Below are 19,711 nucleotides of genomic sequence, written 5' to 3'. Positions count from 1 at the left end.
GCAGATTCGCCCTGCAGTCAATACCGATTCTGATTGTTGACAAACGTTGGCGGGATTCGCATAGTTCGGTCTACGCAAACGTTTGCGCGGCTTTTCCGAGACCCTGTTGTCTGGAAGATGCCGACGAAGCTTACGCCAGCGCAAGCGTTGCTCACAATAATCATAAGATCGGAGTGAACCCATGAAGCTGCCATTCGCTGGACGTCTTCTCGCTGTCGCCGTGCTGGCTGCCGCATCCGCCGCACTGCCTGTCTCTTCGGCATTCGCCGAATCTCCGGAAAAACCCAAGGTCGCACTGGTCATGAAGTCTTTGGCCAACGAATTCTTCCTGACCATGGAAGACGGCGCCAAGGCTTACCAGAAAGAACACTCCGCCGATTTCGACCTGATCTCCAACGGGATCAAGGACGAAACCGATACCGCCGGCCAGACCCGCATCGTCGAGCAGATGATTCTGGCGAAGGTCAATGCGCTGGTCATTGCGCCGTCCGACTCCAAGGCCATGGTGCCGGTGATCAAGAAGGCCGTGGATGCCGGCATCACTGTGATCAACATCGACAATCAGCTTGATCCGGCCGTCATCAAGAGCAAGAACATCAGCGTACCGTTCGTGGGGCCGGACAACCGCAAGGGCGCTCGTCTGGTAGGCGAGTACCTTGCCAAGCAACTGAAGGCCGGTGACGAAGTCGGCATCATCGAGGGCGTTTCCACGACGACTAACGCCCAGCAGCGCACCGCTGGCTTCAAGGATGCGATGGAGGCCGCACAGATCAAGGTGGTTTCCCTGCAGTCCGGTGATTGGGAAATCGACAAGGGCAACAAGGTCGCCGCGTCGATCCTCAGCGAATATCCGGACGTCAAGGCGCTGCTGGCCGGTAACGACAGCATGGCTGTAGGCGCTGTTTCCGCTGTGCGTGCTGCGGGCAAGGCCGGGCAGGTGCAAGTGGTCGGCTACGACAACATCAATGCGATCAAGCCAATGCTCAAGGACGGTCGCGTTCTGGCGACCGCCGACCAGTTCGCTGCCAAACAGGCCGTATTCGGTATCGAGACTGCGTTGAAGATTCTCAAGGGCGAGAAAGTCGACAGCGGTGCCAATGGTGTGATCGAAACGCCGGTCGAACTGGTTACCAAGTAGTCCTTCGGCGACACAATGGCGCTCGCCCGTCCGGGCGAGCGCACGGAGAGTTTTTATGTCAGTTTCCGCCCCGAACGCTGTCCTCTCGGTCAGCGGTATCGGCAAGACCTATGCGCAACCGGTACTCACCGGTATCGACCTGACGCTGATGCGCGGTGAAGTGCTGGCGCTGACCGGCGAGAACGGTGCCGGTAAAAGTACCCTGTCGAAGATCATTGGTGGCCTGGTAACACCGACCGCCGGGCAGATGCAGTTCCAGGGCAAGGAGTATCGCCCCGGCAGTCGTACCCAGGCAGAAGAGCTTGGCGTTCGTATGGTCATGCAAGAACTCAATCTGCTGCCGACCTTGTCGGTGGCGGAGAACCTGTTTCTCGACAACTTGCCAAGCAACGGCGGCTGGATCAGTCGCAAGCAACTGCGTAAGGCTGCCATCGAGGCCATGGCTCAAGTCGGTCTGGATGCCATCGATCCGGACACCCTGGTCGGCGAGCTGGGCATCGGTCACCAGCAAATGGTCGAAATCGCGCGTAACCTGATCGGCGATTGCCATGTGTTGATCCTCGACGAGCCGACCGCGATGCTCACCGCTCGCGAAGTCGAAATGCTCTTTGAGCAGATCACTCGGCTGCAGGCGCGCGGCGTTGCGATCATCTATATCTCTCATCGTCTCGAAGAGCTGGCCCGAGTCGCACAACGCATTGCCGTGTTGCGTGACGGTAATCTGGTGTGTGTCGAGCCGATGGCCAACTACAACAGCGAGCAACTGGTCACGCTGATGGTCGGTCGCGAGCTGGGCGAACACATGGACATGGGCCCGCGCAATATCGGTGCCCCTGCGCTGACGGTCAAAGGCCTCACTCGTTCCGACAAGGTCCGTGACGTGTCCTTCGAAGTGCGTGCCGGTGAGATTTTTGGTATTTCCGGTTTGATCGGGGCAGGGCGCACGGAACTGCTGCGCCTGATTTTCGGCGCCGATCTCGCCGACAGCGGCAGCGTTGCTCTCGGCTCGCCGGCGCAGGTGGTGAGTATTCGCTCGCCGGTCGACGCAGTGCGCAACGGTATCGCCCTGATCACGGAAGATCGAAAAGGTGAAGGCCTGCTGCTGAGTCAGTCGATCAGCGCCAATATTGCTCTGGGCAATATGCCGGAGATTTCCAGCGGTGGTTTCGTCAACAATGGCGATGAGATCTCTCTGGCCAAGCGGCAGATCGATGCCATGCGAATCCGCAGTTCCAGCCCGACTCAACTCGTATCCGAATTGTCCGGCGGCAACCAGCAAAAAGTCGTGATCGGCCGCTGGCTGGAGCGCGACTGTTCGGTGTTGCTGTTCGATGAGCCAACTCGCGGTATCGATGTCGGTGCCAAGTTTGACATTTATAACCTGCTCGGCGAACTGACCCGGCAGGGCAAGGCGCTGGTGGTGGTGTCCAGCGACCTGCGTGAGTTGATGTTGATTTGCGACCGTATCGGTGTGCTGTCGGCGGGGCGCCTGATCGATACCTTCGAGCGTGACAGCTGGACCCAGGATGACTTGCTTGCCGCGGCGTTCGCCGGCTACCAAAAACGTGATGCGTTGCTCAACGAAGCAGCGCCTAGGGATCTCCCATGAAAACTGCATCTTCTGCCGGCAAACGTAGTGGCAACTTCTATGGACTGGGTACCTATCTGGGCCTGGCCGGTGCCTTGCTGGCGATGGTCGCGCTGTTCTCGGTCATGAGCAGCCACTTTCTGTCGTACAACACCTTCAGTACTTTGGCCAATCAGATTCCCGACCTGATGGTGTTGGCGGTGGGCATGACCTTTGTCCTGATCATCGGTGGCATCGATCTTTCGGTGGGTTCTGTACTGGCGCTCGCGGCCTCCACCGTCAGCGTGGCAATCCTTGGCTGGGGCTGGAGTGTTTTGCCATCTGCACTGCTCGGCATGGCAGTGGCGGCTTTGGCAGGGACGGTTACCGGTTCGATCACGGTTGCCTGGAGAATTCCGTCATTTATCGTCTCGCTCGGCGTGCTCGAGATGGCCCGGGGGCTGGCCTATCAGATGACCGGTTCCCGCACGGCCTACATCGGCGATTCCTTCGCCTGGTTGTCGAACCCTATCGCTTTCGGTATCTCGCCCTCGTTCATCATTGCCTTGCTGGTGATTTTCATCGCTCAGGCAGTGTTGACCCGAACCGTGTTCGGTCGTTACCTGATCGGCATCGGTACCAATGAGGAAGCGGTGCGACTCGCGGGCATCAATCCCAAGCCCTATAAGGTCCTGGTGTTCAGTCTGATGGGTTTGCTGGCCGGCATCGCCGCGCTGTTCCAGATTTCCCGTCTGGAAGCGGCCGATCCAAACGCCGGTTCAGGCCTTGAGCTGCAGGTGATCGCTGCCGTGGTGATCGGTGGTACCAGCCTGATGGGCGGCCGGGGTTCGGTCATCAGCACTTTCTTCGGCGTGTTGATCATTTCGGTGCTGGCAGCCGGCCTTGCGCAGATTGGTGCAACGGAACCGACCAAGCGCATCATCACCGGCGCGGTAATCGTTATCGCTGTGGTGCTCGATACGTATCGCAGCCACCGCGCAAACCGGCGGGGCTGAAACATGGCAACGATCAAGGATGTGGCGGCACTTGCGGGTATTTCCTACACGACCGTCTCTCATGTTGTGAACAACACCCGGCCGGTGAGTCAGGAGGTGCGGCTGAAAGTCGAGGCGGCGATCAAGAGCCTCGACTATGTACCGAGCGCCGTCGCCCGATCGCTGAAGGCCAAGACCACTGCCACCATTGGTTTGCTGGTGCCCAACAGTCTCAACCCGTACTTCGCCGAACTGGCGCGGGGCATCGAGGATTATTGTGAGCGCAATGGCTACTGCGTGATTCTCTGCAACTCCGACGACAATCCGGAAAAACAGCGCAGTTATCTGCGAGTGTTGCTGGAGAAGCGTATCGATGGCTTGATCGTCGCCTCTGCTGGCGGTGACAGTGGTCTGGCGCAGGGGCTGGCCGGGGTCAAGACGCCGATGGTGATCGTTGACCGGGGGCTGGAAGGTGTGGACGCCGATCTCGTGCGCATCGACCATGAATATGGCGCCTATCTGGCGACAAGACACCTGATTGAACTTGGACATCGTGATATCGCCACGGTTGGCGGTCCTGCGAGCACCAGTGTTGCGCAAATGCGTCAGGCAGGTTTTTGCCGCGCCTTGAAAGAGGCGGGTATTGAAGTGCCGCCATCGCGGATGCTGGAAAGCGATTTCACCAGCACTGGCGGTTACAACGCGGCGGCGGTGTTGCTTGAGAGCAATCCTCCCAGTGCCATCTTCGCCGGCAACGACATGATCGGCATCGGTGTACTGCGAGCCGCCGCCGAACGCAATGTACGTGTGCCTGCCGAGTTGTCGGTGATCGGCTTCGACGATATCCAGATGAGCCGTTATGTGTATCCGGCGCTGACGACTGTGGGGCAGTCGATCCTGCAGTTGGGCGAAATGGCAGCGGAAGTGTTGCTGCGAAGAATTGCCACCCCGGATCTGGCCACTGATCAGCGGATCGTGACCCCGAGTATTGTCCTGCGAGAGTCGACCGCGCCACTGGCTGGCGTGTTTACCGAATATCGCTGAAACCGAATTGATGAGTAGTGATGTATGCCCGCAAATGTAGTGGTAATAGGCAGCCTGAACATGGACCTGGTCACCCGGGCGCCTCGCTTGCCTCGGGGTGGCGAAACACTGATCGGTCATTCGTTCGCCACTGTGTCAGGTGGCAAGGGTGCCAACCAGGCGGTGGCCGCCGCCCGGTTGGGGGCACAGGTGTCGATGGTGGGTTGTGTCGGCAATGACGACTACGGCGTGCAGTTGCGCGACGCATTGTTGGCCGAGCAGATCAATTGCCAGGCCGTCAGTGTGGTCGAGGATTCCAGTGGCGTAGCGCTGATTGTGGTCGATGACAACAGTCAGAACGCAATCGTCATTGTTGCCGGGGCCAACGGTTCGATGACGCCTGGGGTGGTCGACCGTTTCGACGCGGTGCTGCAGGCGGCGGATGTGATCATTTGTCAGCTGGAAATTCCCGATGCCACCGTCGGGCATGCGCTCAAGCGCGGTCGCGAACTGGGCAAAACAGTCATCTTGAACCCGGCTCCGGCCAGCCGTCCGTTGCCATCAGACTGGTTTGCCTCCATCGACTACCTGATTCCCAATGAAAGTGAAGCCGCCGCCCTCAGCGGTTTGCCGGTGGACTCGCTGGAGAGCGCTGAAAAAGCGGCTGCCCGGCTGATTTCGATGGGTGCCGGCAATGTGATCGTCACGCTGGGCGCTCAGGGGGCTTTGTTCTCCAATGGCGCGGGTTACCAGCATTTTCCTGCACCCAAAGTGAAGGCGGTTGATACCACGGCTGCCGGGGATACCTTCGTCGGCGGTTTTGCAGCGGCGCTGGCCGCTGGCAAAACCGAGGTCGAGGCCATTCGTTTTGGTCAGATAGCCGCGGCGCTGTCTGTTACTCGGCCGGGTGCCCAGCCGTCCATTCCCACTTTAACCGAAGTCCAGGCATTCAAACCCGTATGAAAAAGACTCCATTGCTCAACATCGCGCTGTCTCGGCTGATCGCCTCCCTTGGTCATGGCGACATGGTCGTGATCGGTGACGCCGGCTTGCCTGTACCGCCGGGCGTCGAGTTGATCGACCTTGCGCTGACGCACGGTGTTCCGGACTTCGTCAGCACTCTGAACGTCGTCCTCAGCGAAATGCAGGTCGAGAGTCATGTGCTCGCCCGGGAAGTCTTCGACAAACAACCCGGTGCGCTGGCTTCGCTGGACGCATTGAATGACGAAGGCGCACTGGGGCGGCGCGATCTGCTCACTCATGAGCAATTCAAGGTTCTCAGCCGACAGGCGCGAGCGATTGTCCGTACAGGCGAATGTCAGCCGTATTGCAACATCGTGCTGGTCGCCGGGGTGACGTTTTAACCGGGTTCAAACCCTTTCGATTTCATAAGCACAAGGAATGCGCCATGCACCGCTATGCTCAAAAACTGCACCAACTGATCCGGAGTCTGCTGCTTTTGTCCGTGATAACCGCGACCGGCGCTCAGGCGGCGGAAAAGATCGATCTGATCATCGACACCGATCCGGGGGCCGATGATGTGGTGGCCCTGTTGTTTGCTCTGGCATCGCCGGAGGAGCTGAATATTCGCGCGCTGACCACCGTGGCCGGCAACGTGCGTCTCGACAAGACTTCTCGCAATGCGCGACTGGCCCGTGAGTGGGCAGGGCGCGAAGAGGTTCCGGTCTATGCGGGCGCGCCAAAACCGTTGATGCGCACGCCGATCTACGCCGAGAACATCCATGGCAAGGAAGGCCTGTCGGGTGTCACTGTGCATGAGCCGAAAAAAGGTCTGGCCAAGGGCAACGCGGTCAACTACTTGATCGATACGCTGAAGAACGCCAAGCCGCACAGCATCACTATCGCCATGCTTGGCCCGCAAACCAACCTGGCGCTGGCGCTGATCCAGGAGCCGGAGATCGTTCAGGGCATCAAGGAAGTGGTCATCATGGGTGGCGCTCACTTCAACGGTGGCAACATCACGCCGGTGGCCGAATTCAACTTGTTTGCCGATCCGCAAGCGGCTGAGGTCGTTCTCAAGAGCGGGGTGAAACTGACTTACCTGCCGCTGGACGTGACCCACAAGGTGCTGACCAGCGATGCACGTCTGAAGCAGATCGCAGCGCTGAACAACAATGCGAGCAAAATTGTCGGCGACATCCTCAACGAGTACATCAAGGGTGACATGGAACACTACGGCATCCCGGGTGGCCCGGTGCATGACGCCACGGTTATCGCTTATCTGCTCAAGCCGGAGCTGTTTACCGGTCGTTCGGTGAACGTGGTGATCGACAGTCGCGAAGGTCCGACATTCGGGCAGACCATTGTCGACTGGTATGACGGTCTCAAGGCACCGAAAAATGCATTCTGGGTAGAAAACGGCGATGCTCAGGGCTTCTTCGATCTGTTGACCGAGCGTCTGAAACGTTTGAAGTAAGCGTGATGCCCGCAGGTGCCAGCCTGCGGGCTTTACTCATTCCCTGTATCCGGTGTGCCTTTGAAGTCGTCCGGATATTTCTCGAACAGCTGGGCGATGAATGATTGCGCAGCTTGTGTTCCCAGCGTCTTGACCAGCAGATCGATGCTGATCAGCGCCAACTCCTCAGGACTGCCCGGACTGTAGGAACTATGCCCTTGTGGCCAGTGGGCCTTGATGTCGGCGGAGATGCTTACGGTCGTCATGTCGGGGCTCGGGAGATCGCTGGGTCGGAGTTTCGAGTTAACCATGTTGTCCGGCGTTTGGCACTGCGACTTAGGCATGAACGCGGGGCTATGCGACACTTGGTCGTCTTCAAGAAACCAGGTACCGAGCCGTGCAGATCGATTTGAATTCTCCCGATGGCCTGACACTTGACGCTGTGCGCCGGTTGCTGGCCTCCGCCAGTGATGATGAGCACACCCAGTTGCGTGTGACCAAGGGCGGGATTGCCTATATTTCGGCGGGGGTCACTGGCGGTCAGGATATCGATGGGCTGTCGTTTCGTCTGGAAACCTGGGCAAAGGGATCTGGCTATGTGGGAAACGTCGCAGCCAATGATGAAGTCTGGGTCATGCAGATTTTCAATGCCCTCAAAGACAATTGGCCGAATCCGCCGCTCGACTACATCGACATCTACTGAGCTCGTTAATATTCGGTGACGATTGTATGGAGATGCATTGCGCGCGCTTCAGGCAGACTCAGCTTTTTTCCGGGTCGTGGGGCAGGGTGTCCACAGGTGTTGTGAAACCAAACGCCGGAATGGCGGTCGCACGATCTCAGCTTAACCATTAGAAAGAAGGAGGCTTCATGCCTTTGAAGTTCGCATCACTGGGTGCACTTATGGCCGCTGCCATGTTGGCCGGATGCAGCACGACCTCCAGCGAGTCGGCAAAGGATCCTGTGGCGTCCGATGCCGGTCATGGCCGCTGTGAAGCAAAGGCTGCGGAATTTGCCATCGGTAAAAGGGCTTCCCCGGAGCTGCTAGAGCAGGCTCGTGCCAAGTCTGGCGCGCAAAATGCCCGCTTCCTCAAACCTACGGACATGATCACCCTGGAATACCGCTCAGATCGCCTGAATCTGAACACCGACAACAATCTGGTGGTCATCCGCGCCAACTGTGGCTGATCCCGGGTCGTTTTTGTCACAGGCATAAAAAACCCCGTCACATGGACGGGGTTTTTTTAGTGCGCCGGGAAATTACTCTGGGCGAACTTGTGCAGCTTGCATACCCTTTTGGCCTTTCTCAGCCACGAAGGAAACGGTCTGGCCTTCTTTCAGGCTTTTGAAACCGTCGGATTCGATAGCTTTGAAGTGTACGAACAGGTCGTCACCGCCACCTTGAGGAGTGATGAAGCCGAAGCCTTTTTCATCGTTGAACCATTTAACGGTGCCGGTTTGGCGATTAGACATGGTGTATCTCCAAGAAACATATATTTTCAGTAGTACTGTGCTGCTCAGGCCAACTGGGCACACCCGGGTATCATAGTCGAAATGTTCGGTTTGGTAGCCCCCCGGACGTGCTGTTTGCTTTCATATTGCAGACGCTTCGACAGTTTGAATGTCTGTAACCCCCGGTTTCAGAGGCTTTCAGCCAATTCGAAGGGGTGTAAAAAAAGCTATAAAACCTGCATAAAATATCGAATTCAGGGGCATTTCGGCTGCTTTTCGCCTATCGAATGCCCACAAATCCGTTCATCGGGACTATTTTTGCACTCGGCAAACCGAGATTTCTTTCAGTGCGCGCTGACCCAATTCGCCACTCGGCGGGGTGTTCTTGTCCATCAGTTGAGCGATTTCCTGCGTGGTGAATTTCTTCTCCAGGACATCAGCGCCGCAGGTGCAGTGTTGTTTGGCTACAGTCGGGTTGACGCTTTGGCTGGCCGCCTTGGTGCAGTCATTCATGTATTGCTCTTTGACGCCTTTCGGCCAGGCGGCCTGCGCGCTCAGCGGCAACAGCAGAACTAAAGGGACGACTGCGGCAAATAGGGTGTTCAGACGCATGCGAAGATGCTCCTTGTGGGTCGATGTCTTGTTATCTGATGGCTGAGGGGCCGATCAAGTTCATCACTTTGGCATAAAACAGACGATTTGCCTGCCGGTAAAACCAGCGTGCGTGCGCGACCGTTCATCTGTGCTAGCATGGCCGACTCGAGCGTTTCGCAGGCACCGGATGACCTTCAGTCCCGGTAGCGGCGGCGTACGAATACTCTGATTTGAATCCCAGTCACTCTGGTTCGGTTTTCCGGTTGGCCGCAAGGCTCCTGCCGCTGTAAGGCAGGCGTTCGTCATTGAATGGCCTGGATCGGATCTTGTACTGGCTCATCCCAACCCACGTGACCTTTGGTAGGGGTCACCACTAGGAGAGGAGGCGCCATGCCAACTATTACTCTTCCCGACGGCAGTCAACGTTCATTCGATCACCCGGTTTCCGTAGCCGAGGTCGCCGCGTCCATTGGTGCAGGCCTGGCCAAGGCCACCCTGGCCGGCAAGGTGAACGGCAAGCTGGTCGACGCCAGCGACATCATCGACAGCGACGCAACGCTGCAAATCATCACGCCAAAGGATGAAGAGGGGCTGGAGATCATTCGCCACTCTTGCGCCCACCTGGTTGGCCACGCGGTCAAGCAGCTGTACCCGACGGCCAAAATGGTCATCGGTCCGGTCATTGACGAAGGCTTCTATTACGACATCGCCTTCGAGCGTCCTTTTACTCCGGACGACATGGCGGCCATCGAACAGCGCATGCAACAGCTGATCGATACCGAATACGACGTCATCAAGAAAGTCACTCCGCGTGCCGAAGTGATCGAAGTGTTCAAGGCCCGTGGCGAAGACTACAAGCTGCGTCTGGTCGAAGACATGCCGAACGAGCAGGCGATGGGCCTGTACTATCACGAAGAATACGTCGACATGTGCCGCGGTCCGCACGTGCCGAACACTCGCTTCCTGAAATCCTTCAAGTTGACCAAGCTGTCCGGCGCCTACTGGCGCGGTGATGCCAAGAACGAGCAATTGCAGCGCGTTTACGGCACCGCCTGGGCTGACAAGAAGCAGCTGGCTGCTTACATCCAGCGTATCGAAGAAGCTGAAAAGCGCGATCACCGCAAGATCGGCAAGCGTCTGGGCCTGTTTCACACCCAGGAAGAAGCGCCGGGCATGGTGTTCTGGCACCCGAATGGCTGGACGTTGTACCAGGTGCTCGAGCAGTACATGCGCAAGGTGCAGCGCGACAACGGCTATCTCGAAATCAAGACGCCGCAAGTCGTTGACCGCAGCCTGTGGGAGAAATCCGGGCACTGGGCCAACTACGCCGACAACATGTTCACCACTGAGTCGGAAAGCCGCGACTACGCCATCAAACCGATGAACTGCCCTTGCCACGTGCAGGTGTTCAACCAGGGCCTGAAGAGCTACCGCGAGCTGCCGATGCGCCTGGCGGAGTTCGGTGCCTGCCACCGTAACGAACCATCGGGTGCGCTGCACGGCATCATGCGTGTGCGTGCGTTCACTCAGGACGACGCCCACATCTTCTGCACTGAAGAGCAGATGCAGGCTGAATCCGCTGCGTTCATCAAGCTGACCATGGATGTTTACCGCGACTTCGGCTTCACCGACGTCGAGATGAAACTGTCCACTCGTCCGGAAAAACGCGTTGGCTCCGATGAGCTGTGGGATCGCGCCGAAGCGGCACTGGCTGCTGCCCTTGACAGTGCTGGCCTGCCGTACGATCTGCAGCCGGGTGAGGGAGCGTTCTACGGTCCGAAGATCGAATTCTCGCTGAAAGATTGCCTCGGCCGCGTGTGGCAGTGTGGTACCTTGCAGCTCGATTTCAACCTGCCTGTGCGTCTGGGAGCCGAATACGTCTCCGAAGACAACAGCCGCAAACATCCGGTGATGTTGCACCGTGCGATCCTCGGTTCGTTCGAGCGTTTCGTCGGGATTCTGATCGAACACTACGAAGGTGCATTCCCTGCGTGGCTGGCGCCAACCCAGGCAGTGATCATGAATATCACTGATAAACAGGCAGATTTTGTCGCCCAGGTGGAAAAAACTCTCAACGAAAGCGGGTTTCGTGCCAAGTCTGACTTGAGAAATGAAAAGATCGGCTTTAAAATCCGCGAGCATACTTTGCTCAAGGTTCCATATCTCTTGGTTATTGGGGATAAGGAAGTCGAGATGCAGACTGTCGCTGTGCGTACTCGTGAAGGTGCTGACCTGGGCTCGATGCCCGTCGCCCAGTTCGCTGAGTTTCTCGCGCAAGCGGTTTCCCGGCGTGGTCGCCCAGATTCGGAGTAATTATTATTAAGCGTGAAATGAGACAAGATAAACGAGCTGCACCGAAAGCCCCGATCAACGAGAATATCTCGGCACGCGAGGTTCGGTTAATTGGCGCTGATGGCGAGCAGATTGGCATCGTCTCGATTGATGAAGCGCTTCGTATTGCTGAAGAAGCAAAGCTTGATCTGGTAGAAATCTCTGCCGACGCAGTCCCACCGGTTTGCCGGGTGATGGACTACGGCAAATCGATCTTCGAAAAGAAGAAGCAGATTGCTGCGGCGAAGAAGAACCAGAAGCAGATTCAGGTAAAAGAAATCAAGTTTCGTCCAGGGACGGAGGAAGGGGATTACCAGGTAAAACTGCGCAACCTGGTACGTTTCCTGAGTGACGGGGACAGGGCCAAGGTATCCTTGCGATTCCGCGGCCGTGAGATGGCCCACCAGGAGCTGGGGATGGAACTCCTCAAGCGGGTTGAACAAGACCTGCTCGAGTACGGTTCGGTCGAACAGCATCCTAAGATGGAAGGACGCCAGCTGATCATGGTCATCGCCCCGAAAAAGAAGAAGTAATCAACAGGGCACGGCAGGCCTTCTGATTATGTTTATCAACTGAATGCGGAGTATCCGAACATGCCAAAGATGAAAACCAAAAGTGGTGCTGCTAAGCGGTTTCTGAAAACTGCTAACGGTATCAAGCACAAGCACGCTTTCAAGAGCCACATCCTGACCAAAATGTCGACCAAGCGTAAGCGTCAACTGCGCGGTAGCAGCTTGCTGCATCCGTCTGACGTGGCAAAAGTCGAGCGCATGCTGCGCCTTCGTTAATTTTTGGATCAAGAATAGAGGAAGTAACTCATGGCTCGTGTAAAGCGTGGCGTCATTGCCCGTAAACGTCACAAAAAAATTCTGAAACTTGCTAAAGGCTACTACGGTGCACGCTCCCGCGTATTCCGTGTTGCCAAGCAAGCGGTAATCAAGGCAGGCCAATACGCCTACCGTGACCGTCGTCAGAAAAAACGTCAGTTCCGCGCTCTGTGGATCGCTCGTATCAACGCTGGTGCTCGTGTTAACGGTCTGTCCTACAGCCGTTTCATTGCCGGCCTGAAAAAAGCGTCCATCGAGATCGACCGTAAGGTTCTGGCTGATCTGGCAGTGAACGAAAAAGCGGCGTTTGCTGCGATTGTCGAGAAAGCTAAAGCCACCTTGGCTTAAGTACCCCCGACAGTCACCCGGCCTCACCTTTGTGGGGTCTGGTGTTAAACGTCATAAATAGGGGAAGAGCCTTCAAGCTCTTCCCCTATTTTGTATCTGGAGTCTGTACATGGAAAACCTGGATGCGCTGGTCTCTCAAGCACTAGAGGCTGTGCAAAGCGCTGAAGATATCAATGCCCTGGAGCAAATCCGGGTTCAATACCTTGGCAAGAAGGGTGAATTGACTCAGGTGATGAAGACCCTGGGGAATTTGCCGGCAGAGGAGCGTCCGCAAGTCGGCGCCCTGATCAACGTTGCCAAGGAACGTGTAACAGGCGTTCTCAATGCGCGCATGGCTCTGTTTGAAGAGGCCGAACTGGCTGCCAAACTGTCTGCCGAATCCATTGACGTGACGTTGCCGGGCCGCGGTCAGACCTCCGGTGGTCTGCATCCGGTTACCCGGACTCTGGAACGAGTCGAACAGTTCTTCACCCGAATCGGCTACGGCATTGCCGAAGGTCCTGAGGTTGAAGACGACTATCACAACTTCGAGGCGCTCAACATCCCAGGCCATCACCCGGCCCGGTCGATGCATGACACCTTCTATTTCAATGCGAACATGTTGTTGCGCACCCATACCTCGCCGGTACAGGTCCGCACCATGGAATCGAAAAAGCCGCCGATCCGCATTGTCTGCCCAGGCCGTGTGTACCGTAGCGACTCCGATATCACCCACTCGCCGATGTTCCACCAGGTCGAAGGCCTGCTGGTTGATCGCGATATCAATTTTGCCGATCTCAAAGGCACGATCGAAGAGTTCCTGCGGGTGTTCTTCGAGAAAGAACTGGCCGTACGTTTCCGTCCTTCGTACTTCCCGTTCACCGAGCCATCCGCAGAAGTCGACATGGAATGCGTGATGTGCAGCGGTAAGGGCTGCCGTGTCTGCAAACAGACCGGCTGGCTGGAAGTGATGGGCTGCGGCATGGTTCATCCGAATGTGCTGCGCATGTCCGGCATCGATCCGGAAGAGTTCTCCGGCTTTGCTTTCGGCATGGGTGTCGAGCGTCTGGCCATGCTGCGTTACGGCGTGAACGACTTGCGTCTGTTCTTCGACAACGACTTGCGGTTCCTCGCGCAATTTCGCTAGTCGTAACGAATTCTTAGGAGAGCAGGATGAAATTCAGTGAACAATGGCTGCGTGGCTGGGTCAGCCCGCAGGTAGATCGCGACGCGCTGGTTGCTCGTCTGTCGATGGCCGGTCTTGAGGTCGATAGCGTTACGCCGGCCGCCGGTGTTTTCAGTGGCGTGGTGGTGGGCGAGGTGCTGAGCACCGAGCAGCACCCGGATGCCGACAAGTTGCGTGTTTGCCAGGTCAGCAATGGCGCGGAAACCTTCCAGGTCGTGTGCGGTGCGCCAAACGTGCGTCCGGGCCTGAAGATTCCGTTTGCGATGATCGGTGCCGAGCTGCCGGGTGACTTCAAGATCAAGAAGGCCAAGCTGCGTGGCGTCGAGTCCAACGGCATGCTGTGCTCGCAATCCGAGCTGCAGGTCGGTGAAGGCAATGACGGTCTGATGGAGCTGCCGGCCGATGCGCCGGTGGGCGAAGACTTCCGTGTTTATATGGACCTGGAAGACGCCAGCATCGAAGTCGATCTGACTCCGAACCGTGGCGACTGCCTGTCCCTGGCCGGTCTGGCCCGTGAAGTCGGCGCGCTGTACGACGTTCCGGTCACTCGCCCGGTGGTGATGACCGTTCCTGCGGTGCACGACGAAGTACGTTCGGTAGAAGTCCTGGCACCTGCTGCCTGCCCGCGTTACCTGGGCCGTGTCATCCGCAACGTTGATCTGTCCAAGCCGACGCCGCTGTGGATGGTTGAGCGCCTGCGTCGCGCAGAAGTCCGCAGCATCGACGCCGCCGTCGACATCACTAACTACGTGATGCTGGAGCTGGGTCAGCCGCTGCACGCTTTCGATCTCGCCGAAATCAATGGTGGCATCCGTGTGCGCATGGCGGAAGAGGGCGAGAAACTGGTATTGCTCGACGGTCAGGAAGTCAGCCTGCGTAGCGATACGCTGGTGATCGCCGACCACACTCGGGCTCTGGCGATTGCCGGCGTGATGGGTGGCGAACACAGCGGTGTATCCGCGACCACTCGCGACGTATTCCTTGAAAGTGCGTTCTTCGACCAGATCGCTGTGGCGGGCAAGGCTCGATCCTACGGTCTGCACACTGACGCTTCGCACCGCTACGAGCGTGGCGTGGACTGGCAACTGGCCCGTGAAGCCATGGAGCGCGCCACTGGCCTGCTGCTGGAAATCACCGGTGGCGAAGCCGGCCCGATCATCGAAACCGTCAGCGAGCAGCATCTGCCGTCGATCGCGCCAATCATCCTGCGTGCGCAGCGCATCACCCAGATGCTGGGCATGGAAATGGATTCGGCCGAAGTCGAGCGTCTGCTCAACGCTTTGGGTCTGAAAGTTTCCGACGACGGAGCAGGGCAATGGCGCGTAGAAGTGCCGAGCCATCGCTTCGATATCAGTCTGGAAGTCGATCTGATCGAAGAGTTGGCACGTCTGTACGGTTACAACCGCCTGCCGGTTCGTTACCCGCAAGCTCGTCTGGCGCCGCAGGCCAAAGCCGAAGCGCGCAGCGATCTGCCGGAACTGCGTCGTCTGCTGGTTGCTCGTGGTTATCAGGAAGCGATCACTTACAGCTTCATCGATCCGAAGCAGTTCGAACTGTTCAACCCGGGCGTCGAGCCACTGCTGCTGGCGAACCCGATTTCCAACGACATGGCTGCCATGCGTTCGTCGCTGTGGCCAGGTCTGGTCAAGGCGTTGCAGCACAACCTCAACCGTCAGCAGGATCGTGTTCGTCTGTTCGAGAGCGGTCTGCGCTTCGTTGGTCAACTGGATGGTCTGAAGCAAGAGCCGATGCTGGCCGGTGTTGTCTGCGGTAGCCGTCTGCCGGAAGGCTGGGCGCAAGGTCGCGACACCGTCGATTTCTTCGACGTCAAGGCTGACGTAGAAGCTGTGCTGGGTTTTGCCGGTGCGCTGGATTCGTTCACCTTCGTTCCGGGTAAACATCCGGCGCTGCACCCGGGTCAAACCGCGCGCATCGAGCGGGAAGGGCGTGAAGTCGGCTTTATCGGTGCGATTCACCCTGAGCTGTCGAAGTCACTCGGTCTCGACCGCCCGGTCTTCGTTTTCGAGCTGGTTCTGGCTGAAGTCGCTCTGGGTAAAATGCCGAAATTCCACGAGTTGTCGCGCTTTCCTGAAGTGCGTCGTGACCTGGCACTGATTGCGCACAAAGACGTTGCGGCCTCGGCTGTATTGAGCGTAATCCGTGAAAATGCAGGCGAATGGCTCACGGATCTCAGGCTGTTTGACGTGTATCAGGGTAAAGGTATTGATCCTGATAGAAAAAGCCTTGCAGTCGGCTTGACCTGGCAGCATCCATCGCGCACTCTTAATGACGATGAGGTGAATTCGACGACGCAAAATATCCTCACCTCGCTCGAACAAAGGTTGAACGCCACGTTAAGGAAGTGACGTATGGGGGCTTTGACGAAAGCTGAGATGGCGGAACGTCTGTATGAAGAGCTGGGCCTGAACAAGCGGGAAGCCAAGGAATTGGTCGAACTGTTTTTCGAGGAAATCAGGCACGCTCTTGAAGACAACGAGCAGGTCAAATTGTCGGGTTTCGGCAATTTCGACCTTCGGGACAAGCGCCAGCGGCCTGGCCGCAACCCGAAAACGGGGGAAGAAATCCCGATCACGGCTCGCCGTGTGGTCACCTTTCGTCCAGGGCAGAAGTTGAAAGCCCGAGTTGAGGCTTATGCTGGAACCAAGTCATAACGACGAGCTACCCGTCATCCCGGGAAAACGCTACTTCACCATCGGTGAAGTCAGCGAGCTGTGTGCGGTAAAACCACACGTGCTGCGCTACTGGGAGCAGGAGTTTCCTCAGCTCAACCCCGTCAAACGTCGCGGAAATCGCCGGTATTATCAGCGCCAGGATGTGCTGATGATCCGGCAGATTCGCGCGCTCCTTTACGATCAGGGGTTCACCATCGGCGGCGCGCGCCTGCGGCTGTCCGGTGATGAGGCCAAAGACGACACAACCCAATACAAGCAAATGATCCGGCAGATGATCGCTGAGCTTGAAGATGTTCTGGTGGTACTCAAGAAATAATTTCCTGCTTTTAAATACTTCCAGTTTTCAAAAGCTTGCGATATATTCTTGAGCGTTCTTCGAGATGGAGAACGAGTTTCAAACCTAGTCGGGGCGTAGCGCAGTCCGGTAGCGCACTAGCATGGGGTGCTAGGGGTCGAGTGTTCGAATCACTCCGTCCCGACCATAATTCCTGAGTAAAATCAGACACTTAAGCCGATCAGTCAGATCGGCTTTTTTGTGCCTGCGCAAAACCCGCGCAAAACCCGCGCAAAACTACCCCGTGATTTCGCTGATATTCAGGTCCGGAACTGCGTCTGACCAGACGATTTCCGCGTGGTCCTTCTGGTAGTTTTTGGTCATGCTCTCACTGGCATGGCCGGCGATTTTCTGCCCATCCTTTCCGGCTTTCTGATACAGGTGCAGCGACAATGCTCGCACCTCATGGAAGCCAGGCATTTCCTCTTCTTTCCATCCCTTGTAGCACCCAGCCGCCTCCCGAGCCTTTTTAAAAGCCCCGGTCAAATACCGTTCTTCGACCTTCGTCCAGTGATCCTTCGTCTCCGCCTGCTTCTGCTTTTTGCGATCTGGGCGGCGGTGGATTAGATAAGGCGAAACGATGTCATCCCGGCACCGGCTGATGACGGCCTGGAGTTCTTCGGTCACCTTGAACCGGATCCATGCCGCGTCACTGGCCTTGGCTGTCTTCTGCTGCACCACATACAGAAACCCTTCCCGAATCCCGTCGAATCGCATGTTGAGAATGTCTGTCCGACGCTGGGCGGTGATCAGTGCCAGGTCGATCGCGTTCTGCAGCCAGAACGGCGACTTCTCCCGGATGGCTTTCAGGCCTTCGATGGAGTGCCGCTTGCGCTGCTTCTTCTCAATGCGATTGATGGTGCTGGCCGCCGGGTTGTCCGGACACAGGCCTTTGGCCGCTGCATGGTTGAAAATGTCTATCAGCAAGGCTCGGCACTGGTTTGCAGTGCGCGGCGTGAGGGCGTCCAGCATTTCCGCGATCATGCGGATCGTAATCTGGTCGACCGCTTTGCCTTCGAACTGCTTTCGGAAACGGCGGAAGTGGACGGCGTAAAGCCCGAGCGTCCCCTTGGCCAGTTCGCGTGGCGGGAGCACGTCGCGTTCGTATGCGTCCAGGAAACCGGCGAACGATTCGGATGTGCTGCCCATTACGGCGCCGATCAGGTCAGCGCCGCGCATGAACTCCAGGTTCAGTTGCTTCGCGGCGTCAATCGCTTTGATTCGGTCGGTGCCGAACTGAAACCACTTACCGTCGGTGGGCCGCCGGTAGCGATAACTCGAACGCCGCGAATCGAAGTACAGGTTCTGCGGAAGGTTCTTGTTCGCCTTGTTGCGCGGCCGTGGGACCATCATGCAGCTCCTTTCAATACCATTGCGACCAGGTCGTTTCCGGCCGACTTGCTGAACGCCGTCCAGTCAACGTACCAGAGTTTTCCGATCTGCTCGCCGGGCACCTGGCCGTTCCGGATGTAGTTGCGGATCGCTTGGGGGCACGGAGGCGTGCCGTTCTCGCCCCAGCGACGGCGCTGGAACTCACTGATCTTGATCAGCTCTTTTTTCATGGGATTCTCCACGCCGCCGGCGGCGGCAGAAGGTTTTAATGAAGGGTCACGCTGTCCTGCCCTGGGGCGATGGCGCGAGCCTGTTGTTCGGTGCGGCGGCAGATGTGCTGAACCTTTCCGCCGCAGTCGGCGATGACCCACCAGAAGCCGCCGAAGCGGTGCGGGCCCTTGATGATCTTCGTGATGGTCATGGCGCACTTCCTTGCCCGGGTGGGCGGTGGTTTATGCTTTCAACAACCCTTTCGCCTCGGCTTCAGCCCGGCACTGCTCCCGGAACTGACGGGCCGACTCGATGGCTTCCTGTTTGGTGCTGGCCTTCCAGTTGGCGCCGGATTTGACGAACTCGCCGCGCAGCTTCCCGCACCAGTAGATGACGATTTTTCGGTTCTCGATCTGACGGATCGGGCCGGCCGTAGCTTTCGGCGCCGTGGCGTAGTGGACGAGCTTCTGGTCGTACGTCAATTCAGGCATGCGGAGATTCCTCGCCCGCCGTACACCGGCAGGCTGTTGAGTAGGGGGAGGGGTTACTGCTGGATGTGTTCGGCGGGAACCTTGACCGTGGCGCCGAGGCTGGCGAAGACCACGGCGCGGAACACGGCGATGGTCCGGGTTTCGCCGGTCTGGCGGTTGAACGGATCGTTCGTCGAGTCGGCCAGCCAGGGTGACTGGTGGCCACGCTCAACCCAGACGTCATACTTCGTGATCAGCTGCTCGGCGTCGGGCAGGGCGAATAAATTCAGCTGGCCCGTCACGGGCTGCTGATCACCCTCGATCGCGCCGATTGCCCAGTCCAGCGCCGGGCCGGCCAGTTCCTCGGTTCGGACGCTGACCAGGCGGCTCACCATGAACGCCCGTTTTCGCGATCGTCCAGTTCGCACTCGACAGCCAGTCTCAGCAGGTTGCGAGTTGTAGGCCTGAAGTTTCGGGTATCTGGGTAGCCTTCCGATTGGTGCCCGTCTGGGTGCGCTTCGAACGGCCCGTACCAGCACCAATTCATTTTCCAATCAGCCCACACGGTGTAGGCATCCATTCCTTCGCCCCAGTAGTCCGTCCCGCCACCAACGCTCAGACAGTGCCTGACGCTTGATCGCTGGTCGTAAGCCAGCTCAGACAATTCATCGTCGCGCCACGCTTTGCGATACAGCGCTGGGTGCAGTTGGACGAGACGCTTGCTGAGCTTCTTCTCGATTCGAGCTTTCATCGCCACGGCCCCTTGTAGATGAGGTAGGCCATGTAGAGCGGGGCGAAGATCATGGCGTCACCTCT

At 57.7% G+C, this 19,711-nt stretch carries 26 protein-coding genes and 1 tRNA gene; 18 read left to right on the top strand and 9 right to left on the bottom strand.

The annotated features are described in order from the left end of the window. Nucleotides 1-181: 181 nt before the first annotated feature. From J5M72_RS07650 to J5M72_RS07620, 7 genes are read left to right on the top strand one after another with little or no spacing between them, the layout of a single operon-like run. Nucleotides 182-1,138 (top strand): sugar ABC transporter substrate-binding protein, encoded by a 957-nt coding sequence (locus J5M72_RS07650; RefSeq protein ID WP_169429672.1) that lies wholly within the window; start codon nt 182-184, stop codon nt 1,136-1,138. 55 nt (nt 1,139-1,193) lie between these two features. Next, nucleotides 1,194-2,747 carry a sugar ABC transporter ATP-binding protein gene (locus J5M72_RS07645; RefSeq protein ID WP_207864979.1) on the top strand — a complete coding sequence of 518 codons (1,554 nt, stop codon included), beginning with the start codon at nt 1,194-1,196 and terminating at the stop codon, nt 2,745-2,747. Next, the gene (locus tag J5M72_RS07640) at nt 2,744-3,721 is read left to right on the top strand and encodes an ABC transporter permease (RefSeq protein ID WP_169429674.1); all 978 of its coding nucleotides are present in this window, start codon (nt 2,744-2,746) and stop codon (nt 3,719-3,721) included. Before J5M72_RS07645 ends, J5M72_RS07640 begins: the two co-directional genes overlap by 4 nt. A gap of 3 nt (nt 3,722-3,724) precedes the next feature. Next, a complete protein-coding gene (locus J5M72_RS07635; RefSeq protein WP_169429675.1) occupies nt 3,725-4,744 on the top strand; it encodes a LacI family DNA-binding transcriptional regulator in 1,020 nt (339 codons plus the stop codon). A gap of 24 nt (nt 4,745-4,768) precedes the next feature. Further along, nucleotides 4,769-5,686 carry a ribokinase gene (gene rbsK / locus J5M72_RS07630; RefSeq protein ID WP_207864977.1) on the top strand — a complete coding sequence of 306 codons (918 nt, stop codon included), beginning with the start codon at nt 4,769-4,771 and terminating at the stop codon, nt 5,684-5,686. Then, nucleotides 5,683-6,087 carry a D-ribose pyranase gene (gene rbsD, locus J5M72_RS07625; protein ID WP_169429677.1) on the top strand — a complete coding sequence of 135 codons (405 nt, stop codon included), beginning with the start codon at nt 5,683-5,685 and terminating at the stop codon, nt 6,085-6,087. Before rbsK ends, rbsD begins: the two co-directional genes overlap by 4 nt. 44 nt (nt 6,088-6,131) lie before the next feature. Next, nucleotides 6,132-7,160, top strand: a complete 1,029-nt coding sequence (locus J5M72_RS07620) for a nucleoside hydrolase (RefSeq protein ID WP_169429678.1) — start codon at nt 6,132-6,134, stop codon at nt 7,158-7,160. A 32-nt stretch (nt 7,161-7,192) separates the two neighbouring features. Here the strand turns inward: J5M72_RS07620 and J5M72_RS07615 are convergent, their stop codons facing one another. Then, nucleotides 7,193-7,405, bottom strand: a complete 213-nt coding sequence (locus J5M72_RS07615) for a hypothetical protein (RefSeq protein ID WP_207864975.1) — start codon at nt 7,403-7,405, stop codon at nt 7,193-7,195. Nucleotides 7,406-7,536: 131 nt separating this feature from the next. Between J5M72_RS07615 and J5M72_RS07610 the strand changes: the two genes are divergently transcribed. Together J5M72_RS07610 and J5M72_RS07605 are read left to right on the top strand one after the other, a co-directional pair. After that, on the top strand, nt 7,537-7,842 hold the full coding sequence (locus J5M72_RS07610) for a hypothetical protein (RefSeq protein WP_207864973.1): 306 nt from the start codon (nt 7,537-7,539) through the stop codon (nt 7,840-7,842). 167 nt (nt 7,843-8,009) lie between these two features. Then, nucleotides 8,010-8,327, top strand: a complete 318-nt coding sequence (locus tag J5M72_RS07605) for an I78 family peptidase inhibitor (RefSeq protein WP_169429681.1) — start codon at nt 8,010-8,012, stop codon at nt 8,325-8,327. A 72-nt stretch (nt 8,328-8,399) separates the two neighbouring features. Here the strand turns inward: J5M72_RS07605 and J5M72_RS07600 are convergent, their stop codons facing one another. Both J5M72_RS07600 and J5M72_RS07595 read right to left on the bottom strand, forming a co-directional pair. Beyond that, nucleotides 8,400-8,612, bottom strand: coding sequence for a cold-shock protein (locus J5M72_RS07600; RefSeq protein ID WP_003179963.1), 213 nt, complete (start codon nt 8,610-8,612; stop codon nt 8,400-8,402). Between the two features lie 291 nt (nt 8,613-8,903). After that, nucleotides 8,904-9,203 carry a hypothetical protein gene (locus tag J5M72_RS07595; protein ID WP_169429682.1) on the bottom strand — a complete coding sequence of 100 codons (300 nt, stop codon included), beginning with the start codon at nt 9,201-9,203 and terminating at the stop codon, nt 8,904-8,906. 372 nt (nt 9,204-9,575) lie between these two features. Here J5M72_RS07595 and thrS point away from each other — a divergent pair, with 372 nt between their 5' ends. From thrS to J5M72_RS07550, 9 genes are all read left to right on the top strand, one after another. Beyond that, nucleotides 9,576-11,498 (top strand): threonine--tRNA ligase, encoded by a 1,923-nt coding sequence (gene thrS, locus J5M72_RS07590; protein WP_039771550.1) that lies wholly within the window; start codon nt 9,576-9,578, stop codon nt 11,496-11,498. After that, complete coding sequence (gene infC / locus J5M72_RS07585; protein ID WP_169432615.1) at nt 11,498-12,049, top strand: translation initiation factor IF-3; 552 nt, start codon at nt 11,498-11,500, stop codon at nt 12,047-12,049. The genes thrS and infC overlap by 1 nt, the downstream gene beginning before the upstream one ends. A 60-nt stretch (nt 12,050-12,109) precedes the next feature. Further along, nucleotides 12,110-12,304: a 50S ribosomal protein L35 gene (gene rpmI / locus J5M72_RS07580; protein ID WP_002553160.1), complete on the top strand. Its 195-nt coding sequence runs from the start codon at nt 12,110-12,112 to the stop codon at nt 12,302-12,304. Nucleotides 12,305-12,334: 30 nt separating this feature from the next. Next, complete coding sequence (rplT, locus tag J5M72_RS07575; protein ID WP_002553161.1) at nt 12,335-12,691, top strand: 50S ribosomal protein L20; 357 nt, start codon at nt 12,335-12,337, stop codon at nt 12,689-12,691. 109 nt (nt 12,692-12,800) lie between these two features. Beyond that, entirely contained in the window at nt 12,801-13,817 is a 1,017-nt protein-coding gene (gene pheS / locus J5M72_RS07570) for a phenylalanine--tRNA ligase subunit alpha (protein ID WP_065261418.1), read from the top strand. A gap of 26 nt (nt 13,818-13,843) precedes the next feature. Beyond that, nucleotides 13,844-16,222, top strand: coding sequence for a phenylalanine--tRNA ligase subunit beta (pheT, locus tag J5M72_RS07565; protein WP_207864972.1), 2,379 nt, complete (start codon nt 13,844-13,846; stop codon nt 16,220-16,222). A 3-nt stretch (nt 16,223-16,225) separates the two neighbouring features. Continuing rightward, nucleotides 16,226-16,528, top strand: a complete 303-nt coding sequence (gene ihfA, locus J5M72_RS07560) for an integration host factor subunit alpha (protein ID WP_002553164.1) — start codon at nt 16,226-16,228, stop codon at nt 16,526-16,528. After that, nucleotides 16,509-16,865, top strand: coding sequence for a MerR family transcriptional regulator (locus tag J5M72_RS07555; protein ID WP_003179985.1), 357 nt, complete (start codon nt 16,509-16,511; stop codon nt 16,863-16,865). The genes ihfA and J5M72_RS07555 overlap by 20 nt, the downstream gene beginning before the upstream one ends. Before the next feature lie 89 nt (nt 16,866-16,954). Beyond that, nucleotides 16,955-17,031 (top strand) — tRNA-Pro (locus J5M72_RS07550). An 89-nt stretch (nt 17,032-17,120) separates the two neighbouring features. On the opposite strand, the gene J5M72_RS07545 is transcribed toward J5M72_RS07550, so the two are convergent. Genes J5M72_RS07545 through J5M72_RS07520 form a run of 6 tightly spaced genes read right to left on the bottom strand, consistent with a single transcriptional unit; the run spans nt 17,121 to nt 19,646 of the window. Continuing rightward, the gene (locus tag J5M72_RS07545; protein WP_207865138.1) at nt 17,121-18,233 is read right to left on the bottom strand and encodes a tyrosine-type recombinase/integrase; all 1,113 of its coding nucleotides are present in this window, start codon (nt 18,231-18,233) and stop codon (nt 17,121-17,123) included. Beyond that, nucleotides 18,233-18,445, bottom strand: a complete 213-nt coding sequence (locus tag J5M72_RS07540; protein ID WP_197869543.1) for a hypothetical protein — start codon at nt 18,443-18,445, stop codon at nt 18,233-18,235. Before J5M72_RS07540 ends, J5M72_RS07545 begins: the two co-directional genes overlap by 1 nt. A 35-nt stretch (nt 18,446-18,480) precedes the next feature. Further along, nucleotides 18,481-18,636, bottom strand: a complete 156-nt coding sequence (locus tag J5M72_RS07535; protein WP_207864970.1) for a hypothetical protein — start codon at nt 18,634-18,636, stop codon at nt 18,481-18,483. Nucleotides 18,637-18,667: 31 nt separating this feature from the next. Continuing rightward, nucleotides 18,668-18,916 (bottom strand): hypothetical protein, encoded by a 249-nt coding sequence (locus J5M72_RS07530; protein ID WP_207864967.1) that lies wholly within the window; start codon nt 18,914-18,916, stop codon nt 18,668-18,670. A 53-nt stretch (nt 18,917-18,969) separates the two neighbouring features. Further along, the gene (locus J5M72_RS07525) at nt 18,970-19,290 is read right to left on the bottom strand and encodes a hypothetical protein (protein ID WP_243433245.1); all 321 of its coding nucleotides are present in this window, start codon (nt 19,288-19,290) and stop codon (nt 18,970-18,972) included. Beyond that, nucleotides 19,284-19,646: a hypothetical protein gene (locus tag J5M72_RS07520; protein ID WP_207864965.1), complete on the bottom strand. Its 363-nt coding sequence runs from the start codon at nt 19,644-19,646 to the stop codon at nt 19,284-19,286. The genes J5M72_RS07525 and J5M72_RS07520 overlap by 7 nt, the downstream gene beginning before the upstream one ends. Between the last annotated feature and the right edge of the window lie 65 nt (nt 19,647-19,711).

This window comes from Pseudomonas sp. 58(2021) (assembly GCF_017491585.1).
Taxonomy (GTDB): Bacteria; Pseudomonadota; Gammaproteobacteria; order Pseudomonadales; family Pseudomonadaceae; genus Aquipseudomonas; species Aquipseudomonas fluorescens_BT.
Note: the sequence above shows the minus strand (reverse complement) of the source record. Positions and strands in the feature narration are given on the sequence as shown.